Below are 17,066 nucleotides of genomic sequence, written 5' to 3'. Positions count from 1 at the left end.
GTGGCGCCTTAGATCATTTCTTCGCCGCCCTTCCCGCCGAGAACGATTTCTCCGGCTTCGGCCATACGGCGGGCAATGGTGAGGATTTCTTTCTGCGCGGTTTCCACATCGCTGACGCGCACCGGGCCTTTGGCTTCCAGGTCGTCGCGCAACAGTTCGGAGGCACGCTTGGACATGTTCTTGAAGATCTTTTCCTTGACGCCTTCGTCCGACCCCTTGAGGGCCAGCACCAGCACGTCGGAGGACACTTCGCGCAGCAACGCCTGGATGCCACGGTCGTCGACATCGGAGAGGTTGTTGAACACGAACATAAGGTCTTCGATCTGGCCGGACAGGGTGTCGTCGATCTCGCGGATCGAGTCCATCAACTGGCCTTCGACCGAGCTGTCGAGGAAGTTCATGATGTCGGCCGCGCGCTTGATACCGCCCAGGGTGGTACGCGAAGCGTTCGAGTTGCCGGAGAATTGCTTCTCGAGAATCGTATTGAGTTCTTTCAAGGCCGCTGGTTGCACGGTGTTCAGCGACGACACGCGCAGGATGATGTCCAGGCGCACTTTATGGTCGAAATGGCCGAGCACTTCGCCAGCCTGGTCGGGGTCGAGGTATGCCACCACGATGGCCTGGATCTGCGGGTGCTCGAAACGGATCACGTCGGCCACGGCGCGCGGCTCCATCCACTTGAGGCTGTCCAGGCCGCTGGTGTTGCCGCCCAGCAGGATGCGGTCGATCAGGCCGTTGGCTTTGTCTTCGCCCAGGGCCGAGGTGAGCATCTTGCGGATGTAACTGTCGGAGCCGACGCCCAGGCTGGTCTGGTCGCCGACGATCTCGACGAACTCGCTCATCACCTGTTCGACTTGCTCACGGTGCACATTGCGCATTTGCGCCATGGCCACGCCGACCCGTTGAACCTCTTTGGGACCCATGTGACGCAGCACTTGGGCGGCGTCGGTTTCACCCAGCGACAGCAGCAGGACTGCGGCTTTGTCGACCTTGGTGAGTTTGGCAACAGCGGCTCGATTATCACTCATCTGCGTTAATCCACTCTTTCACGACCTGGGCCACACGGCCCGGGTCTTCTGCCACCAGACTCTTGATTGCATTCAGCTGAGCGTCATAGCCTTCGCTCGGGCTTGGCAACAGGATGCTTTGCGGACCGCCGAGGCTGACGCGGTCGTTGGCCAGTTCGCCGTCCAGGCCGCCCATGCCACCCAACTCCACGTCGCCACCGGCCAGGGCCAGTTGTTTCTTGCCATTGCCGGTGATGTTGTTGAGCACCGGACGCAGCACGCCGAACACCAGCACCAGGATGAACAACACACCCAGCACTTGCTTGACGATGTCCCAGAACCACGGTTGCGAGTAGAACGCCGGTTCGGCGAACACTTCCCCACGCTCGGCGGAGAACGGCATGTTGATCACGCTGACGCTGTCGCCACGGCTGGCGTCGAAACCGACCGCGTCCTGTACCAGGCGAGTGAAGCGCGCCAATTCGTCGGCGCTCCACGGGGCACGGGTCACCGCGCCGTCAGCCGCATTGACCTTGACCTGGTCATCGACCACCACCGACACCGACAGGCGATTGATACGGCCTTGCTGCTGCTTGGTGTGGCTGATGGAACGGTCGAGTTCGAAGTTCTTGGTGGACTGGTTACGTTTGTCCGCCGGGTAAGGGGCGAGCATCGGCTGGCCGGTGGCCGGGTCCATGATCTGCTGGCCGTTGGCGTCCAACAGTGGCTGCCCAGGAGCGATGGCGCCCGCGGTCGCGGCAGCGCCACCGGTGGTTTGCGGCGCCGAGGCCGGGGCCGGCGGCTGGTTGCTCAGGGCGCCCGGCACACCTTGCGGGCCGTTGCTGGCAGTGCGCTGTTCACTGGTGGACTGCTCGCTGCGCAGGGCCGGCTGGTCCGGGTTGAATTGCTCGGAGGTCGACTCGACGGCACTGAAATCCACATCGGCGGACACTTCAGCCTTGTAGCGATCGTTGCCCAGTACCGGTTGCAGGATGTTGTGGACACGCTGGGTCAGCATGCTTTCCATGCGGCGGCTGTAGTCGAACTGCTTGCCGGCCTGGGTCAGCGAGGAGTTCTCGGCCTGGTCGGACAGAAGGTTGCCCTTCTGGTCCACCACGGTGATTTGCGACTTGCTCAATTCGGGAACGCTGGTGGCCACCAGATTGATGATCGCCAACACTTGGCCAGGCTCCAGGGAGCGGCCGGAAAACAGTTCCACCAATACCGAAGCGCTGGGCTTGCGTTCGTCGCGCACGAACACCGAGCTTTTCGGAATGGCCAGGTGCACGCGGGCACCCTTGACGTTGTTCAAGCTGGAGATGGTGCGTGCCAGTTCTCCTTCCAGGCCACGACGGTAGCGGGTGGCTTCCATGAACTGGCTGGTCCCCAGGCCCTGGTCCTTGTCGAGGATTTCAAAACCGATGTTGCTGTCGGACGGGGTCACACCGGCTGCCGCGAGCTTCATGCGCGCACGGGCGACATCGTCAGCCTTGACCAACAGCGCGCCGGAGTTAGGCTCCACGGTGTAGGCGATGTCGGCGGCGGCGAGGGTTTCCATGATCTGCTTGGAGTCCATGCCCGCCAGGCTGCCGTACAGCGGCCGATAGTCGGGTTGCTGCGACCACAGCACCACGGCAAATCCAATCGCCACGCTGGCAGCCAGGCCGACCATCAGGCCCACCTGACGCAACATGGTCATTTCCGAGAGGTTTTCCAGGAACGACAGGCCAAACAGCGGCGGCTTGCCGTCTGCCTTGGCGGGTAGGTTGTCGGAGACTGCTTCTGCCATGACTTAAATCTCGCCCTTAAACCGGCATCTGCATGATGTCTTGATAGGCCTGAACCAGCTTGTTACGCACTTGGGTCAGGGCCTGGAACGACACGCTGGCCTTTTGCGAGGCGACCATCACATCGGTGAGGTCCACGCCGCTTTTACCGATCTCGAACGCATTGGCCAGTTGGTTGGAGGCTTGCTGAGTGTCGCTGACTTTGTTGATGGCCTGGCCGAGCATGTCGGCGAAATTGCTTTGGCCCAATTCCGGCGCTGGCGCGACGGATTTCGGTTGAGCCATGGCATCCATTTGCATGGAGCGCATATCCAACATCAACCGATTGAACTCGATACCCTGGCTCATGACCTTCTCTCTCCGGCGACTCGCAATTTTTTGACACTACGTAGCGATTACTAGGGGAGGTAGCAACAAGGGTGCCAGCTCTGTATCAACTCGTAAGAAAAGGCGACAAACCTTGTCGACCTTGTTACCGGTCAGGTAGCAAACAGATACGCTTCCACGTCCATCCCCGCGTCACGCATCTGCGCCAATTTGTAGCGCAGGGTGCGTGGGCTGATGCCCAGGCGTTCGGCCGCTTCCTTGCGGCGGCCCCGTTCGGCGCGCAGCGTGTCGATGATCATCTGGAATTCGCGGCGACGCAGATCGTCGCCCAGCGCCCCGGCGGCCTGCGCCTCGACGGCCACCGGCGCGGGCGCGGGCGCCAGTGTCGGCAACGGCGCGGCACCGTTGCCCATGGCCAGGCAGAAATCCTGGGGCTGGATCAGCCCGCCCTGCTGCAGGATCAGCGCGCGCTGGATGGCGTTGTCCAATTCGCGGACATTGCCGGGCCACGGATAGCCGATCAGGCAGGCCTGCGCCTCGGCCGACAGCCGCGCCTGGGCGTGCTTCATTTTTTTGACGTGGTTGCCAAGCAGGCGCTCGGCCAATGGAATGATATCCGCCGGACGCTCGCGCAACGGGCGCCAAGCCAGGGGGAACACCGAGAGCCGGTAGAACAGGTCCTCACGAAAGCGCCCCGCCGCGACTTCGCCGGCCAGGTCGCGGTTGGTGGTGGCCACCACGCGAATATCCAGCTGGATCGGCTTGCGTGCGCCCACGCGCTCCACTTCACGCTCCTGCAGCACACGCAGCAATTTGGCCTGCAGGCCCAGGGGCATTTCCGAGATTTCATCGAGCAGAATAGTGCCGCCGTCGGCCTGCTCGAACTTGCCGGCCTGGGCCGCGATGGCGCCGGTGAACGAGCCTTTTTCGTGACCGAACAGGGTGGCCTCGAGCATGTTGTCGGGGATCGCCGCGCAGTTGATGGCGATAAAGGGTTGCTCGGCACGGGTGGACTGCTGGTGGATATAGCGCGCCAGCACCTCCTTGCCGGTACCGGACTCACCGGAAATCAACACGGTGGAATCACTGCGCGCCACGCGAGCGGCCAACTCCAGCAATTGGGCACTGGCCGGCTCGAAGGCAATCGGGCCCTGGCTCTCCCCGCTCGGGACCACGCCCAGGGCATGCCGCGCCACCAGCTCGATCAGCGCCTTGGGCTCGAAAGGCTTGACCAGGTAATCCGCCGCGCCCTGGCGCATGGCATCCACCGCACGCTCGACGGCGCCGTGGGCGGTCATCAGCAAGACCGGCAATTGCGGCTGACGCGCACGCAACAGGCCGAGCAACTGATGGCCGTCCATGCCCGGCATGTTCACATCGCTGACCACCAGGCTGAAGGGCTCCTGCTCCACGGCTTCCAAGGCGTCCTCGGCAGAACCGACCGCCCGATAGTCATGGCCCGCCAGCAGCAGCGTGTCAGCCAATGCTTCCCGCAGGGCGCGGTCGTCTTCCACCAACAGAACCTTGATAGCCATTACGTCTTACTCCGTGTCTGCCGCGCACAAAAACAGCGGCAAAGTCATCAATGCACAGGTGCCGCGCCCCAACCGGGAATGCAGCTGCAGCTCGCCCTGATGAGCGCGCGCCACGGCCTTGACCACGGTGAGGCCCAGGCCGGTGCCATTGGTCTTGGTGGTGAAAAAAGGCTCGCCCAGGCGACGCAACACCGCAGGGTCAATCCCGCTGCCGCTGTCGCTGATGCACAGGCGCAGGGTTTGCTCGCGGTTGTACAGGTGCACTTTGAGCCGCGCGTCCGGGCCGCTGGCCTGGATGGCGTTCTCGATCAGATTGAGCAGTGCGCCCACCAGGGTGTCGCGATTGCACAGCAGCTCGCCGAGGCGACTGTCGCATTGCCAGCGCACCTGGGTGTCCTGAATATGGGTGGCCGCAGCGGCTTGCAGCGCCTGCATCAGCTCGGCCGGCGTAAGGCGGTCGGTCATCGGCAACTCGCCGCGGGCAAACACCAGCATGTCGCGCACCTGGTGCTCCAACTCGTGCAGGCGCTCCTTGAGCCGACCGGCGAATCGTTGCTGGGTGGCGGCAGGCAATTGCTCATCAGTCAAATGACTGGCGTAAATCAGCGCAGCCGACAACGGGGTGCGGATCTGATGCGCCAAAGAAGCGACCATCCGCCCGAGGGACGACAAACGCTCATGGCGCGCCAACTGGTCTTGCAGGTGACGGGTTTCAGTCAGGTCGTTGAGCAGCACCAACTGGCCAGGCTCCGCATCCAGGGAACGGGTGGCGATGGACAAGCGGCGCCCGTCTTTCAGGGAGATCTCGTGACCGTCATCTTCACGCGGCGCAAAGCAACGGCTGATGACATGGCGCCACAGCTCGCCTTCCAGCGGCAGGCCAAGCAGGTCGCAGGCGGCCGGGTTGGCTTCGCGCACGCGGCCCTGGTCGTCGATGACGATCACGCCACCGGGCAGCAGCGACAGCAGGTTTTGCAGGCGGTTGGCCAAACGCTCTTTTTCGGCCAACTCCTCCATGCGCTGGGCGCTGACCACGGCCAGCTCGCCCTTGAGCTCGGACACCCGGGCTTCCAGCAGGCTGTAGGAGTCGGTCAATTGGCTCGACATCTGACTGAACAACGAAAAGGCCTGTTCCAGGCCATTACGGCTGATCTGTTCTACAGTCGGGGCAGGTCCCTGGAGATCAGGGACCGGAGATAGTTGGGCGGCGTGGGGCATCATGCTCTCTCGCTTGGCTGACCGTCAGTTAAACGGAACGTTGCGAGGGTTGTAGCAATACCCGTGCCTAAAAAAATAGGCTTGTTTTTCAGTCAGTTAGAAAACAGGCGTCAATCATCCGCCTGTTCATCACCTTCACGACGGCTCATACCGTACTTGCGCATCTTCTCCACCAGGGTGGTGCGGCGGATGCGCAGACGCTCGGCGGCACGGGCGACGATGCCATTGGCGTCGTCCAGGGCTTGTTGGATCAAGCCTTGTTCGAGGTTGCCGAGGTAATCCTTCAAGTCCAGACCTTCGGGCGGCAGCATCGCGGTGGAACCGAAGTCCGGGGTATGGCCGTTGATGGCCACCCGTTCTTCCAGATCGCTGCGCAGGCTGTCCACCAATTGCTCGTCGTCATCGTCGACGTAGCGGAATTTCTTCGGCAACTCGACCACACCGATCACGCCGTAGGGGTGCATGATCGCCATGCGCTCGACCAGGTTGGCCAGCTCGCGGACGTTGCCCGGCCAGCCGTGACGGCACAGGGACATGATCGCGGCCGAGTTGAAGCGAATCGAGCCGCGCTTTTCGTGCTCCATGCGCGAGATCAGTTCGTTCATCAGCAGCGGGATGTCTTCCACGCGTTCACGCAGCGGAGCCATCTCGATGGGGAATACGTTGAGGCGGTAGTACAGGTCTTCGCGGAAGCTGCCGACCTCGATCATGCTCTCGAGGTTTTTGTGGGTAGCGGCGATGATGCGCACGTCGACGCTCTGGGTCTTGTTGCTGCCCACGCGCTCGAAGGTGCGCTCCTGCAGGACGCGCAACAGCTTGACCTGCATCGGCAGCGGCATGTCGCCGATTTCGTCGAGGAACAGGGTGCCGCCGTTGGCCAGTTCGAAACGCCCGGCACGGCTGGTGATCGCCCCGGTAAAGGCGCCCTTCTCGTGACCGAACAGTTCGCTTTCCAGCAGTTCTGCCGGGATCGCCCCGCAGTTGACCGGCACAAATGGCCCGTCGCGACGCTTGGAGTGGTAATGCAAGTTGCGCGCAACCACTTCCTTACCGGTACCCGATTCGCCGAGGATCAGCACGCTGGCGTCGGTATCGGCCACTTGCTGCATCATCTGGCGCACGTGCTGGATGGCGCGGCTGGTGCCGACCAGGCTGCGGAACAGATTGGGTTCGCGGTGACGGCCGCGCTCGCGGGCCTGGTCGTACATCTCGCGATAGACCTGGGCACGGTGCAGGGAGTCGAGCAATTTGCTGTAGCTGGGGGGCATTTCCAGGGTGGAAAGCACGCGACGGCGCTGGTCTTCCGGCAGATCGAGCGAAGAAATATCGCCCATCAGCAAAACAGGAAGGAACTCATCCCAGGTAGACAGTGTCTTTAACAAGCCCAGAACTGCACCAGGAGCGTTTACCGTCCCGATCAGCACACAAATGACTTCACGGCTCGATGACAACGAGCTGACCGCCTGCTGCCAATCATGGCTGCCGCAGGGCAGATTTTCTTCGCCGAGAAAATTCAAAATCACCGCTAAATCGCGGCGGCGGACGCTATCGTCATCAATCAGCAGAATTTTGGTTTCACGCCACATGCAATAGCAACTTCCCTAGTAAAACTTCCTGCCCCAGAGCGAGGGCGATCGAGACGGCTGTAGGACTTCTTACTCTATAGACGTCTGAAATCTGAAAACAGCACTAGTTAAGTCAAAAATGCTGGCACAGTCAAATATATGACGCGCCGGTCGGATTAACTGCGCCCGTTCAACCGAACAGATGGTAAACCTTTGACGCACTTTTCGCTTGGTTGATCTGCGACATCTCTTCGAAAATCGCCTGGCGCTCGCCCGTCGTCACTTCGAGCAATTGCTGATAAACCACCAGCAGGCTCTCCAACTTTTCACGCAACGCATCTTCATCCACCGGCGCCTCATTGAGCACCTGCTCGATCACGTCGCGACAGCCCATATCGAGTTCGCCAATGGCATCCCAGTTACGGTCTGCCAACGCGCCCATCAGCGCCTCACGGGTTTCATCAATGCGTTGCAGTGCATGGCTCATGACATATTCCTCAGGGCCGTCAGGCCCTTCTCTGCTGCGCCTTATTCGGTGACAGCTTGTGGCGCGGCGATAGCATCCCAGCCTTCTTTCACGGTAATCAGCAAACGAGCGACTTCGTCGATCATGTCGGCATCGTTGTGCAGGTTCGCTTCCATCAGACGGTTGGTCATGTATGCATACAGGCTTTCCAACTGCTGGACATAAGCCGGGTTATCGCTCTTTTGCGCATCCAGGCCGTCACGCAAGCCGATCACGATGTCGATGGCCTTGCCGAGCATCAAGCCCTTCTGGGCGATGTCGCCACGCGCCAGTGCGCCCTTGGCTTGGGCCATACGGTCAAGCCCGCCCTCCATCAGCATCTGCACCAGACGATGTGGGCTGGCTTCGGAGATCTGAGCATGGGAATTGACCTTCTGATATTGGCGAAGGGCTCTCATGGGATTCATGTTTCTACCTCGTGACAGGCGACAGCAAAAAGGATTTCAGTAACCAATATGTCGACTGGGTCGCAAAAAGCTTTAGCCCCAGTCATCCCGCGATAAAAAAGCCAGGCAGGTTGCCTGGCCCTTTCTATCACATAGGGATCAACTATCGGACTTGACGTTGTTCAACGCATTGAGCGTGGTCATGACACTGGTGCTTTGCTGGCGCAATTGAGCGACCAGAGTATCCATGGCGTTGTATTTGGCCGACAGGCTATTGGTGAGCAGAGTCATGCGCTCATCCAGGGAAGACTGTTGCTTGGTCAGGTCCTTCAACGTGTCGGACAGCGTGGTGGAACGCGTCGCCAGAATACCGGTGCTCGCCTTGGCGTAATCATCAGTGGCGTTTTTCATGCGCGCCAATATGCCCTTGTCACCGGTAAACATGCTGTTGATATCGGCCGAGTTGGTTTTGACCGCGGCATCCCACTTCTTGTCATTGATCGACAGCAGACCGGTGGAGGAGTCGGTGGTGACACCAAACTGAGCAAGGGACTTGAATGTGCCGGTACCCGACAGGGCGTTGAACTCATTACGGATCGCGCTTTGCAGCGAACGCATAGTCGAGTCACTGGTCAGTGCCGCCGCAGTGATGGAGCCGTCAGCGTTGGTCGTTACCTTTGTCTCGGCGTTCATCGCAGTGATCAAGGCGTTGTAGGTGTCGACAAACCCCTTCACGCCCGACTTGAGCGCGGTGTTGTTGGTACTGACCGTAATGAGCGTGGCGCTTCTCTCGGGGTTGGTGCTGGTATCGCCAGCCGTCTTGAGCGCCGAGACCGATACCAGCTTGATATCTACACCACTGAGGGCGCCGGTAATCGTGTTGGACTTGGAGACCGCAGCAATACCGTCGATGCTGTATTTCGCATCCTGAGGCGTGTCGACCACCGTGGCGCCGACATCCAGCCCGGACGTACCCGATAGCGTCAAGTCGGAGCCTACGCCCATCGTGGTGGACGTCAGAATCAAACGCGAGCCATTGGAGTCGGTCAGGATGTTGGCGCTGAGCCCGGAGGTTGAAAACTGCGTGTTGATCGAATCACGCACCTGCTGCAGCGTCGCGCCGGAAGGAATGCTTACATCGTAGTTCTTGCCGGACTGACTGATGGTCAGCGTGGTGGGCTTGTCCGTGGTATTCACCACGGTCGACGTGCCACCCGCGAACGTTGCGCTCGATAACTTCGACGGTTGGGCCAATTGGTTGACCACCAGACGGAAGCTGCCATTGGAAGCCGTGTTACTGGCGGTCATGGTGGCGACTTTTTCATCCGAAGACGAACCGGTGAGACCGGTGAAACTGCTGTCTGCGGACATACTGTCCAGCGCGCCGCGAAAGGCATCCAGCGCCGCCTGAATCTTGCCGATCGAAGACAGCGTGGTGGTCGCCTTCTGGGACGCGGTATTGATCTGCGTTTGCTTGGGCACCTTCTCGGCGTTGACCAAGGATGTCACGATCGATTGCGTATCGATGTTTGAACCGATACCACTTACCGTTGAACCCGCCATCATCTATCTCCTGTTCGGTGGCTGCCGTTATCTTGACTGGTTACGCTTCAAGTCATGACAGCAACAAGTTTCATGCCAGCTCAGGCCTTGTCGTCAAACAATACGTGACTTGCGCTGGATAGGCTCTGAGCCAGTTTCAATGCCGTTTCCGACGGAATCTGGCGAATCACTTCACCATTGTCGGTATTGATGACCTTGACCACCACGCGATGGGTGGAGTCATCAATGGAAAAATCCAGGCTGCGCTGGGCAGCTTGTACGAATTCGCGAATATCGGTTACCGCTTTTTCCAGGTCCGCACGCTCAGGCTGCTTGCCTATGGCCGGGGTTTCCTGGACTTTGGTGGCGCTTTTGTCGGTCGCCACTTGAGCAGGTGCGCTTTGAGGTGCAACCGGCGGATAAGACTGGTTCAGCTTTACACTCAGGTCCATGTCCAATCTCCTCGAAACCGAAAAACGGAAGGGCACGTAAACGCGCCCTTCCGTTAGTTACCAAGCGCGCTGATTACTGAAGCAGTTTCAGTACAGCGGATGGCAGTTGGTTAGCCTGCGACAGGATCGCAGTGGAAGCCGACTGCAGGGTTTGTTGCTTGGTCAGTTCGGCGGTTTCGGAAGCGAAGTCGACGTCCTGAACGGTGGAACGTGCAGCGGTGGAGTTCTTCTGAATGTTCTGCAGGTTGTCTGCAGTGGTAGTCAGACGGTTCTGGGTAGCACCCAGGCCCGAACGAACGCCGTCGATGGTACCGATGGCCTTGTCGATGACAGCCAGCGCGTTTTGGGCGTTGGTCGCGTCGGTGACGTCAGTGTCGGAGATAGCGGTTTTCTTCGACGATACCGATGCAGCGCCAAACAGTTGAGTAACACCGTCAGCGGTACCAGCACCCAGGGAGTAGCCCTTGGCGGAGTCCAGGGAGATCTGACCGGTAACAACCATGGTGTCAGCGATGCTGGTTGCGCTGCCAGCATAGGCGCCAGCACCATCTTTAACGTCAACACCGATCGCAGCTTGTGCACCGGCGTCAGTACCGGAGAACACCAGGTTTTCACCCGAGTCGGATTTCACTTCCAGGGTGTTGTTGACTTCGTCGTAGTTGACGCTGATGCCCAGCTTCGCGGAGTTGGACTTCAGTTGGTCAGCCAGGCTGGCGGTGTCAGTCACACCAACAAACTTGACGGCGGAACCGCCACCTACAGCCAGGGAGAAGTTGGCTGGAGTGGTCGCAGCAGCGGCAGCAACCGAGAACTTCACTTCGGTGCTTGCGGTAGCAGTCAGACCACCTACGGCGCCGTTCAGCTGGCTGGCGATATCCTTGGCCGAAGCACCAGCTGCGTAAGAAACGCTTTTGGTCTGACCGTTACCGGTAACAGTGATGTCACCCGCAGCAAGACCCAAGGCAGCTGGAGTTACAGCAGTGCTCTTGATTTGCTGCGAGCCGATTTTATTGGCTGCAACGTTTTCCAAGCTCAGGTTGATGGTTTCGTTGGCGTTGGCGCCAACCTGGATAGCTTTGGTACCGTACGAACCGTCCAGCAGCTTCTGGCCACCGAAAGTAGTGGTTTGCGAGATACGGGTCAATTCCGAAGTCAGAGCCTGGTATTCGTCGTTGTTCGACTTACGGTCGTCAGCGCTGAGGGAACCGGTAGCGGAAGACAGAGCCAGGGTACGCATTTTTTGCAGGATGTCGGTCGAAGCCTGCATCGCGCCTTCAGCGGTCTGAGCGATGGAGATACCGTCGTTCACGTTCTTGACTGCTTGGCCCAGGCCGTTGATTTGGCTGGTCAGGCGGTTGGCGATCTGCAGGCCAGCAGCGTCGTCTTTAGCGCTGTTGATACGCAGGCCGGAAGACAGGCGCTGCATGGAAGTGGCCAGGGCGCCGCCGGCTTTGTTCAGGTTGCCCTGAGTAGTGATCGAAGCAATGTTGGTGTTTACTGTTAAAGCCATGACGAAATCCTCGTTGGATGGATACTGCGGCTTCCGGCCCTGGCAACCGCCGGGTGTGGCCTGAGAACCTACGTAATAGTTATCGTCGTGGTCGCCGGTTGCTTGAGGATTTTTTTTGATTTTTTTAATGGCGCCGTGCCACCCCTTGGATTTCAAGGGTTTGCGGCACCGTAAAGGCTTGTTTTTTTGGGGAGAGCGGCAGAAGGTCGCCGCGCAGTCCAACGCGAGGGCAAGCCCGCTCTCCACAATGCAAAACGCCGGTGATCGTTCGATCATCGGCGTTTTGTTTTGCTGGCTATCGAAGCGTCACGGGCGATAGAGAATCGCCGATCCCCAAGACAGCCCCACACCGAAGCCGCTGATGGCCACACGAGTCCAGGCGGTGCCCATCACGTGCTTTTCCAGTAGCAACGGAATGCTCGACGACACGGTGTTGCCGGTCTCGACCATGTCCTTGAGAAACTTGTCCACCGGCGCGTCTTCGAAACGACGGGCCACGGCATCGACAATCGCCGCACTGCCCTGGTGGATGCAAAACGCGTCGATATCGTCGGCGTTGAGATCCGACTCATTGAGCAGTTCGTGCAAATGCGCCGGCACCTTGAGCAAGGCGAAGTTGAACACCTGACGACCGTTCATAAAGAACACACCGTTGCTGACCTTCAGGTGCGGCGCGCCGGAACCATCGGTGCCAAACTTGGATTTACCCAGCAACCACGATGCGTCCTCACCCATCCAGGTGGCTGTGGCGGCGTCGCCGAACAGCATAGTGGTGTTGCGGTCTTCCGGATCGACGATCTTTGAATACGGGTCGGCGGTGACCAGCAGACCGTTCTTCAGGCCGGTGGCTTCCATGAAGCCCTTCATCGCGTAGATGCCGTAGACGTAACCGGAGCAACCCAGCGAAATATCGAACGCCGCCACATGGGTAGGCAGACCCAGTTTGTCCTGGACGATCGCGGCGGTGTGGGGCAAACCCTCTTCATCGCCGTTCTGGGTGACGACGATCAGCGCGTCGATGGATTCGCGCTTCAAGTCCGGGTTGTTGGCAAACAAAGCGTTGACCGCCTCGACACACAAATCGGAAGTTTCCTGCGCGGCTTCCTTGCGCGGCAGGAACGCCGAACCGATCTTGCCAATGATGAATTCTTCATCCTTGGCGAATTTGGCACCCTGGGCGTAGTTATCGATCCCGTCTGCCGGCACGTAACTGGCGATGCTTTTTATGCCAATCATTGTGGCTTCCCAATACTAAATAGCTGGAGAACACCCTGCGGACAACGCCCGGGGTGCTGACAATAAAGGGGATAACCCCATAAAAATCTCGCTGAAAGCCGCCCCGCAAGGACCCTGTGACGACTTATCCTTTTCACACGATACAGTGAAGATGCGCTTTATGACTCACAGGTCACCTAATTTTGTGTGCTTTGTGCAAAACCTTCAAACAATTAAGCCCCAGAAACGACAACGGCCCAGCCTGTTTCCAGGATGGGCCGCTTGACACCAGGCCGCTTACATCTTGTTGAACAGGCTCAACTGCGAGACTTTCACGAACGCCAACTGTGAGGCTTCCAGCATGGTTTGCTGCAAGGTCAGGTTGATCGCCGCCTCGCCCATGTCGATGTTTGCCAGGGCGCTCATGGTGCTGGTGTTGGCCAGACCGACACTGGTGTTTTCGCTCTCCTGCACTTCCAGAGCGTTCTGCCGCGCACCGATGGAGCCACGTACATTGTCGACCTGGGTCAGCGAGTTGGTGAGGTTGCTGACTGCCGCGTTCAGGGCGTCCTGAAGCTTGCCCCGTGCGCCCGGAATACCGTCGGCCGGCTGCTCCAGGGCTTGGCGCAGTTGACTCAAGGTGTCGAGGGCGTTCTGGGTTTTCTGGGTCGTGTTGCCAACCGAAAACTGATCGCCGACTTGCGGAGTGCCACTCAGTTCAAAAGTAACCCCCGCTGCGGTGATCGTGTTCGGCGTGGTGCTGCTGTCGATCACGCCATTGTCGACAATCGGCTTGCTATTGGCGGTATACGGCTGGGCGTACACCTTGTAAGCCGTCGGGTCGGTGTCGTCGAACTTGATCAATATCCCGCTGTTGCCCGGAAAGGTGCTGACATAGTCGGCTGAGCTACTGACCTGAGCATTGGTCAATTGCGCCGTCGATGTGTTGCTCGCAGTTCGGGAAACATTGAACGAGTCCGGCTTGGTGGTCAGGTTGAACTCGCGCCCCTTGACCAGCGCATCGGCGTCAGGCCCGGTGGCGGTGTTGGTGAGGTCGACCGTGATATCGAACTTGACCCCGCGCAGGTTGACGCTGGCGCTGCCCTCCTTGGTGGAATCGAACGTCCCGTTACCTGCAATTTCCGAGGTGATGTCGTTGTTGTTTTTATCCGTCACGACGTACTGGGTGCTGCTGGTGAAGGTCAGCTTGTACGGCTGGCCATCGGAAAACTGCTTGGTGTAATCGGTGCCCGAGGTCACGAGGCCGGCCGAGACGGCGACCTTGTTGTCATCGACCAGCGGTGGAGAGATCGCAGGCGGCACAGGCGCAACTGTCGGCGCGATATAGGTCGACTGGGTACGGCTGGTGTTGACCGCACCTTCCAGGATGCTCTTGGCCGTATCGCCGGCACTGACGTTCAGTGTTTCGGACACCTGCAGGCTCAGGGCATTTTCGTCACCCTGGTAGCTGTAAGTGCCATCGCTGTTGCGCGAATACGGTGGCGTCTGGGTCTTGGAGCCGGAGAACAAATAGTTGCCTGCCGCATCCTTGCTGTTGAGCAGCCCCATTAATTGCTCCTCAAGAGCGCCGACCTCGACCGCGATGGACTTGCGGTCGGCATCGCTGGTCACACCACCGGCGCGCAACGCCAACTGACTGCCGGCCTGCACCGCCGCACTGATCGATTGCAGAATGCTTTCTTCGTTGGTCAGCGAGCTTTTCAGGCTGGTGATGTTGCCACTGTACTGGGACAGCATGTCTTTCTGCTGTTGCAGCATCAGCAAACGCTGTGCGGCCACAGGATCATCGGCGGCGGTCTGTACACGCACACCGGAACTGGCCTGCTGCTGGGCCTGTACCACGCTGGAATAGTTGCTCTGATACTTGCTGGAGCTGGTGTCGAAATATTGCTGTGTAGAAATGCGCATCGGCCCAGACTCCCTTAAAGACTATTGATCAGCGTACTGAAGGTTTCTTGCGCAGCCTTGATGATCTGCGACGACGCGGTGTAGTACTGCTGGAACTTGATCATGTCGCCCGCCTCTTCATCCAGATTGACCTGGGACACCGAGTTGCGCGCGTTCTTGTTGGCCGTCAACAGCGCGTTGGTGGCCGTGGTGTCGGTCGTGGCCGCAGCGGCCTTGGCGCCGACGGTCGAGACCAGCTTGCTGTTGGCCCCGACCAGGCTGGTGCCGCCCGTGCCGTCTGAAGCCACGCCCACGGTTGCCTTGGTCTGCAGGCTCAGCAGTTGCTGGGCGTTACGGTTGTCGGACACGCCGGTGGCATTGAACGAAAACGAGGTGCTGTCGCCATCGGATGGCGAACCCGCCACCGTGGTGTCGAAGCTGAAGCTCTTGGCCGGAACCACCAGCGCACCGCTGGCATCGCGCATCGGCACATTGATGGTGATCTTGTTGTCCTGCCCCGGGATGATGCTGCCAGAACCGAGCGACTCACCCTTGGCATTATTGAGGGTGTAGGTCTGGGTACCATCGGCCGCTGGCGCGCCAAACACCATTTTCACCGGCAAGGAGTTCTGAATCCCGGCACGCAGTTGGGCGGTGTCGGCGCCGCCCTGGATATCGATGGGCACCGTCAAGGTCGGCGGCGTGAACGTACCGGTCCCCTGATTGGTCTTGCCGGCTTCGCCCTGCAATGGCGCGGCGAAGGCGACCTTGCTCGGGTCAGTGAGCACGGTGCCGATCTCTTTGGCGCCGTTGGCGGTCGGGCTGACCTTGAAGCTGTCCCCCGCCTGCATCGGGCCGCCAGTGAGGGCCAGGCTGAAACCGTCGATCACCGACGGCGGCGTGGCCGTGATGTCGAAGGTGCCCATGGCCTTACCGTCGGAACGCAGCACGGTCACTTTGCTCGGGTCGGTGGCGTCGCTGAAGGTCACCTTGTAATCGAAGTTGGTCAGTTGGCTGCTGTCCTCGATCGTCACTCCCAGGCTGCCGGTGCCCTGGTTGCCCTGTGCGGCCACGCTGCGCAGCGCGACGGAAGCTGCACTGTTGATGTCCTTGAACATCGAGGCACCGAACTCGCCGTTCAGGTCGATACCCTGACCCAACTGACTGTTGATCGTGTCGGCGGTGACAATGGCAATGCGCCCCAAATCGTTGATCGCCGGCGTCAATACATCGCTGCGATAACGCAACAGCCCACCGATGCTGCCACCGCTGACCACATTGCCGATGTCCACCGCGGTGTTGCCGGGCATGTTGATCTGGATGGTGTACTGGCTGGTGTCGGCCTTGCTCGGCACAGCGGAAATAGTGTTGGACTGATCACCCAGCACCAGGGATTGACCGGTACCGGTGCTGACGCTGAACACGCCGTTTTTCTTGACGGCGGTCACACCGATCAACTCGTTGAGCGAGCGCACGGCTTCGGCACGCGAGTCCAGCAGGTTGGCCGGGGTGGTGTTGGTGGAACCCTGCACCTGGGCAATCTGCTTGTTGAGGGATGCAATCGACGAGGTCAGTTGGTTGACCTGATCGCTCATGGAGGTCAACTGGCTGTTGATGGTTTCTTTCTGCTGGCTCAACTGCGTGGAGATCGCATTGAACCGGTTACTCAACGTCTGGGCGCTGGTGAGCAGGATCTGGCGAGCCGACGTGTCGCTCGGCGTGGCCGACGCGGTCTGCACGGCGGCGAAAAACGAACTGAGTACAGCCGACATGCCGGTGGTCTTATCCGACAGGGTCTTGTCGACGGCGCTGACCTGGTCCAGATACGCCGCCGCATCGCTGTTGAGCGAGGTGCTGTTCTGGTAAGCCGTGTCCAGGTACTCGTTGTACACCCGGCGCACATCGGCCAGCGTCGTGCCGCTGCCAATGAACACGCCGCCGTACTGGTTCGACGCGTTCGCGCTCTGAGTGGTCTGCTGACGCGAATAGCCCGCGGTATTGGCGTTGGCAATGTTGTTACTCAGGACAGACAACGATCCTTGAGCGGCGTTGAGCCCCGACATCCCGATATTGAGCAAACTCATGGTT

At 59.7% G+C, this 17,066-nt stretch carries 14 protein-coding genes; all 14 read right to left on the bottom strand.

Annotated elements, in window-relative coordinates:
- Positions 1-8 precede the first annotated feature (8 nt).
- Positions 9-1,028: a flagellar motor switch protein FliG gene (gene fliG / locus ACLH0J_RS13000; protein ID WP_411392274.1), complete on the bottom strand. Its 1,020-nt coding sequence runs from the start codon at positions 1,026-1,028 to the stop codon at positions 9-11.
- Complete coding sequence (gene fliF, locus ACLH0J_RS12995) at positions 1,021-2,796, bottom strand: flagellar basal-body MS-ring/collar protein FliF (protein WP_411392273.1); 1,776 nt, start codon at positions 2,794-2,796, stop codon at positions 1,021-1,023. Before fliF ends, fliG begins: the two co-directional genes overlap by 8 nt.
- A gap of 16 nt (positions 2,797-2,812) precedes the next feature.
- Positions 2,813-3,142: a flagellar hook-basal body complex protein FliE gene (gene fliE, locus ACLH0J_RS12990; protein ID WP_078734109.1), complete on the bottom strand. Its 330-nt coding sequence runs from the start codon at positions 3,140-3,142 to the stop codon at positions 2,813-2,815.
- Between the two features lie 131 nt (positions 3,143-3,273).
- Positions 3,274-4,656 (bottom strand): sigma-54-dependent transcriptional regulator, encoded by a 1,383-nt coding sequence (locus tag ACLH0J_RS12985; RefSeq protein ID WP_411392272.1) that lies wholly within the window; start codon positions 4,654-4,656, stop codon positions 3,274-3,276.
- Between the two features lie 6 nt (positions 4,657-4,662).
- On the bottom strand, positions 4,663-5,874 hold the full coding sequence (locus tag ACLH0J_RS12980; protein ID WP_411392817.1) for a sensor histidine kinase: 1,212 nt from the start codon (positions 5,872-5,874) through the stop codon (positions 4,663-4,665).
- Positions 5,875-5,984: 110 nt separating this feature from the next.
- Positions 5,985-7,460 (bottom strand): sigma-54 dependent transcriptional regulator, encoded by a 1,476-nt coding sequence (locus ACLH0J_RS12975; RefSeq protein WP_010563970.1) that lies wholly within the window; start codon positions 7,458-7,460, stop codon positions 5,985-5,987.
- Between the two features lie 169 nt (positions 7,461-7,629).
- Complete coding sequence (gene fliT / locus ACLH0J_RS12970) at positions 7,630-7,926, bottom strand: flagellar protein FliT (RefSeq protein WP_076963045.1); 297 nt, start codon at positions 7,924-7,926, stop codon at positions 7,630-7,632.
- A 41-nt stretch (positions 7,927-7,967) separates the two neighbouring features.
- Complete coding sequence (gene fliS, locus ACLH0J_RS12965) at positions 7,968-8,372, bottom strand: flagellar export chaperone FliS (RefSeq protein WP_076963044.1); 405 nt, start codon at positions 8,370-8,372, stop codon at positions 7,968-7,970.
- 138 nt (positions 8,373-8,510) lie between these two features.
- Positions 8,511-9,914: a flagellar filament capping protein FliD gene (fliD, locus tag ACLH0J_RS12960; RefSeq protein ID WP_411392271.1), complete on the bottom strand. Its 1,404-nt coding sequence runs from the start codon at positions 9,912-9,914 to the stop codon at positions 8,511-8,513.
- An 80-nt stretch (positions 9,915-9,994) separates the two neighbouring features.
- Positions 9,995-10,345 carry a flagellar protein FlaG gene (locus ACLH0J_RS12955; RefSeq protein ID WP_076963042.1) on the bottom strand — a complete coding sequence of 117 codons (351 nt, stop codon included), beginning with the start codon at positions 10,343-10,345 and terminating at the stop codon, positions 9,995-9,997.
- 73 nt (positions 10,346-10,418) lie between these two features.
- On the bottom strand, positions 10,419-11,855 hold the full coding sequence (locus tag ACLH0J_RS12950; protein WP_411392816.1) for a flagellin: 1,437 nt from the start codon (positions 11,853-11,855) through the stop codon (positions 10,419-10,421).
- 306 nt (positions 11,856-12,161) lie between these two features.
- Positions 12,162-13,091, bottom strand: a complete 930-nt coding sequence (locus ACLH0J_RS12945) for a ketoacyl-ACP synthase III (protein ID WP_076963040.1) — start codon at positions 13,089-13,091, stop codon at positions 12,162-12,164.
- 276 nt (positions 13,092-13,367) lie between these two features.
- On the bottom strand, positions 13,368-14,999 hold the full coding sequence (locus ACLH0J_RS12940; protein WP_411392270.1) for a flagellar hook-associated protein 3: 1,632 nt from the start codon (positions 14,997-14,999) through the stop codon (positions 13,368-13,370).
- A gap of 14 nt (positions 15,000-15,013) precedes the next feature.
- Complete coding sequence (gene flgK / locus ACLH0J_RS12935) at positions 15,014-17,062, bottom strand: flagellar hook-associated protein FlgK (RefSeq protein WP_411392269.1); 2,049 nt, start codon at positions 17,060-17,062, stop codon at positions 15,014-15,016.
- Positions 17,063-17,066 lie beyond the last annotated feature (4 nt).

The organism is Pseudomonas sp. MPB23, assembly GCF_046605395.1.
Lineage (GTDB): Bacteria > Pseudomonadota > Gammaproteobacteria > Pseudomonadales > Pseudomonadaceae > Aquipseudomonas.
Note: the sequence above shows the minus strand (reverse complement) of the source record. Positions and strands in the feature narration are given on the sequence as shown.

Excerpts from the sequence above, each read along its gene's own strand:
- flgK (WP_411392269.1), bottom strand. The coding sequence starts at position 17,062 with ATGAGTTTGCTCAATATCGGGATGTCGGGGCTCAACGCCGCTCAAGGA.
- ACLH0J_RS12955 (WP_076963042.1), bottom strand. The coding sequence starts at position 10,345 with ATGGACCTGAGTGTAAAGCTGAACCAGTCTTATCCGCCGGTTGCACCT.
- fliT (WP_076963045.1), bottom strand. The coding sequence starts at position 7,926 with ATGAGCCATGCACTGCAACGCATTGATGAAACCCGTGAGGCGCTGATG.
- ACLH0J_RS12985 (WP_411392272.1), bottom strand. The coding sequence starts at position 4,656 with ATGGCTATCAAGGTTCTGTTGGTGGAAGACGACCGCGCCCTGCGGGAA.
- ACLH0J_RS12980 (WP_411392817.1), bottom strand. The coding sequence starts at position 5,874 with ATGCCCCACGCCGCCCAACTATCTCCGGTCCCTGATCTCCAGGGACCT.
- fliG (WP_411392274.1), bottom strand. The coding sequence starts at position 1,028 with ATGAGTGATAATCGAGCCGCTGTTGCCAAACTCACCAAGGTCGACAAA.
- fliD (WP_411392271.1), bottom strand. The coding sequence starts at position 9,914 with ATGGCGGGTTCAACGGTAAGTGGTATCGGTTCAAACATCGATACGCAA.
- ACLH0J_RS12945 (WP_076963040.1), bottom strand. The coding sequence starts at position 13,091 with ATGATTGGCATAAAAAGCATCGCCAGTTACGTGCCGGCAGACGGGATC.
- fliE (WP_078734109.1), bottom strand. The coding sequence starts at position 3,142 with ATGAGCCAGGGTATCGAGTTCAATCGGTTGATGTTGGATATGCGCTCC.
- ACLH0J_RS12950 (WP_411392816.1), bottom strand. The coding sequence starts at position 11,855 with ATGGCTTTAACAGTAAACACCAACATTGCTTCGATCACTACTCAGGGC.
- fliS (WP_076963044.1), bottom strand. The coding sequence starts at position 8,372 with ATGAATCCCATGAGAGCCCTTCGCCAATATCAGAAGGTCAATTCCCAT.
- ACLH0J_RS12940 (WP_411392270.1), bottom strand. The coding sequence starts at position 14,999 with ATGCGCATTTCTACACAGCAATATTTCGACACCAGCTCCAGCAAGTAT.
- fliF (WP_411392273.1), bottom strand. The coding sequence starts at position 2,796 with ATGGCAGAAGCAGTCTCCGACAACCTACCCGCCAAGGCAGACGGCAAG.
- ACLH0J_RS12975 (WP_010563970.1), bottom strand. The coding sequence starts at position 7,460 with ATGTGGCGTGAAACCAAAATTCTGCTGATTGATGACGATAGCGTCCGC.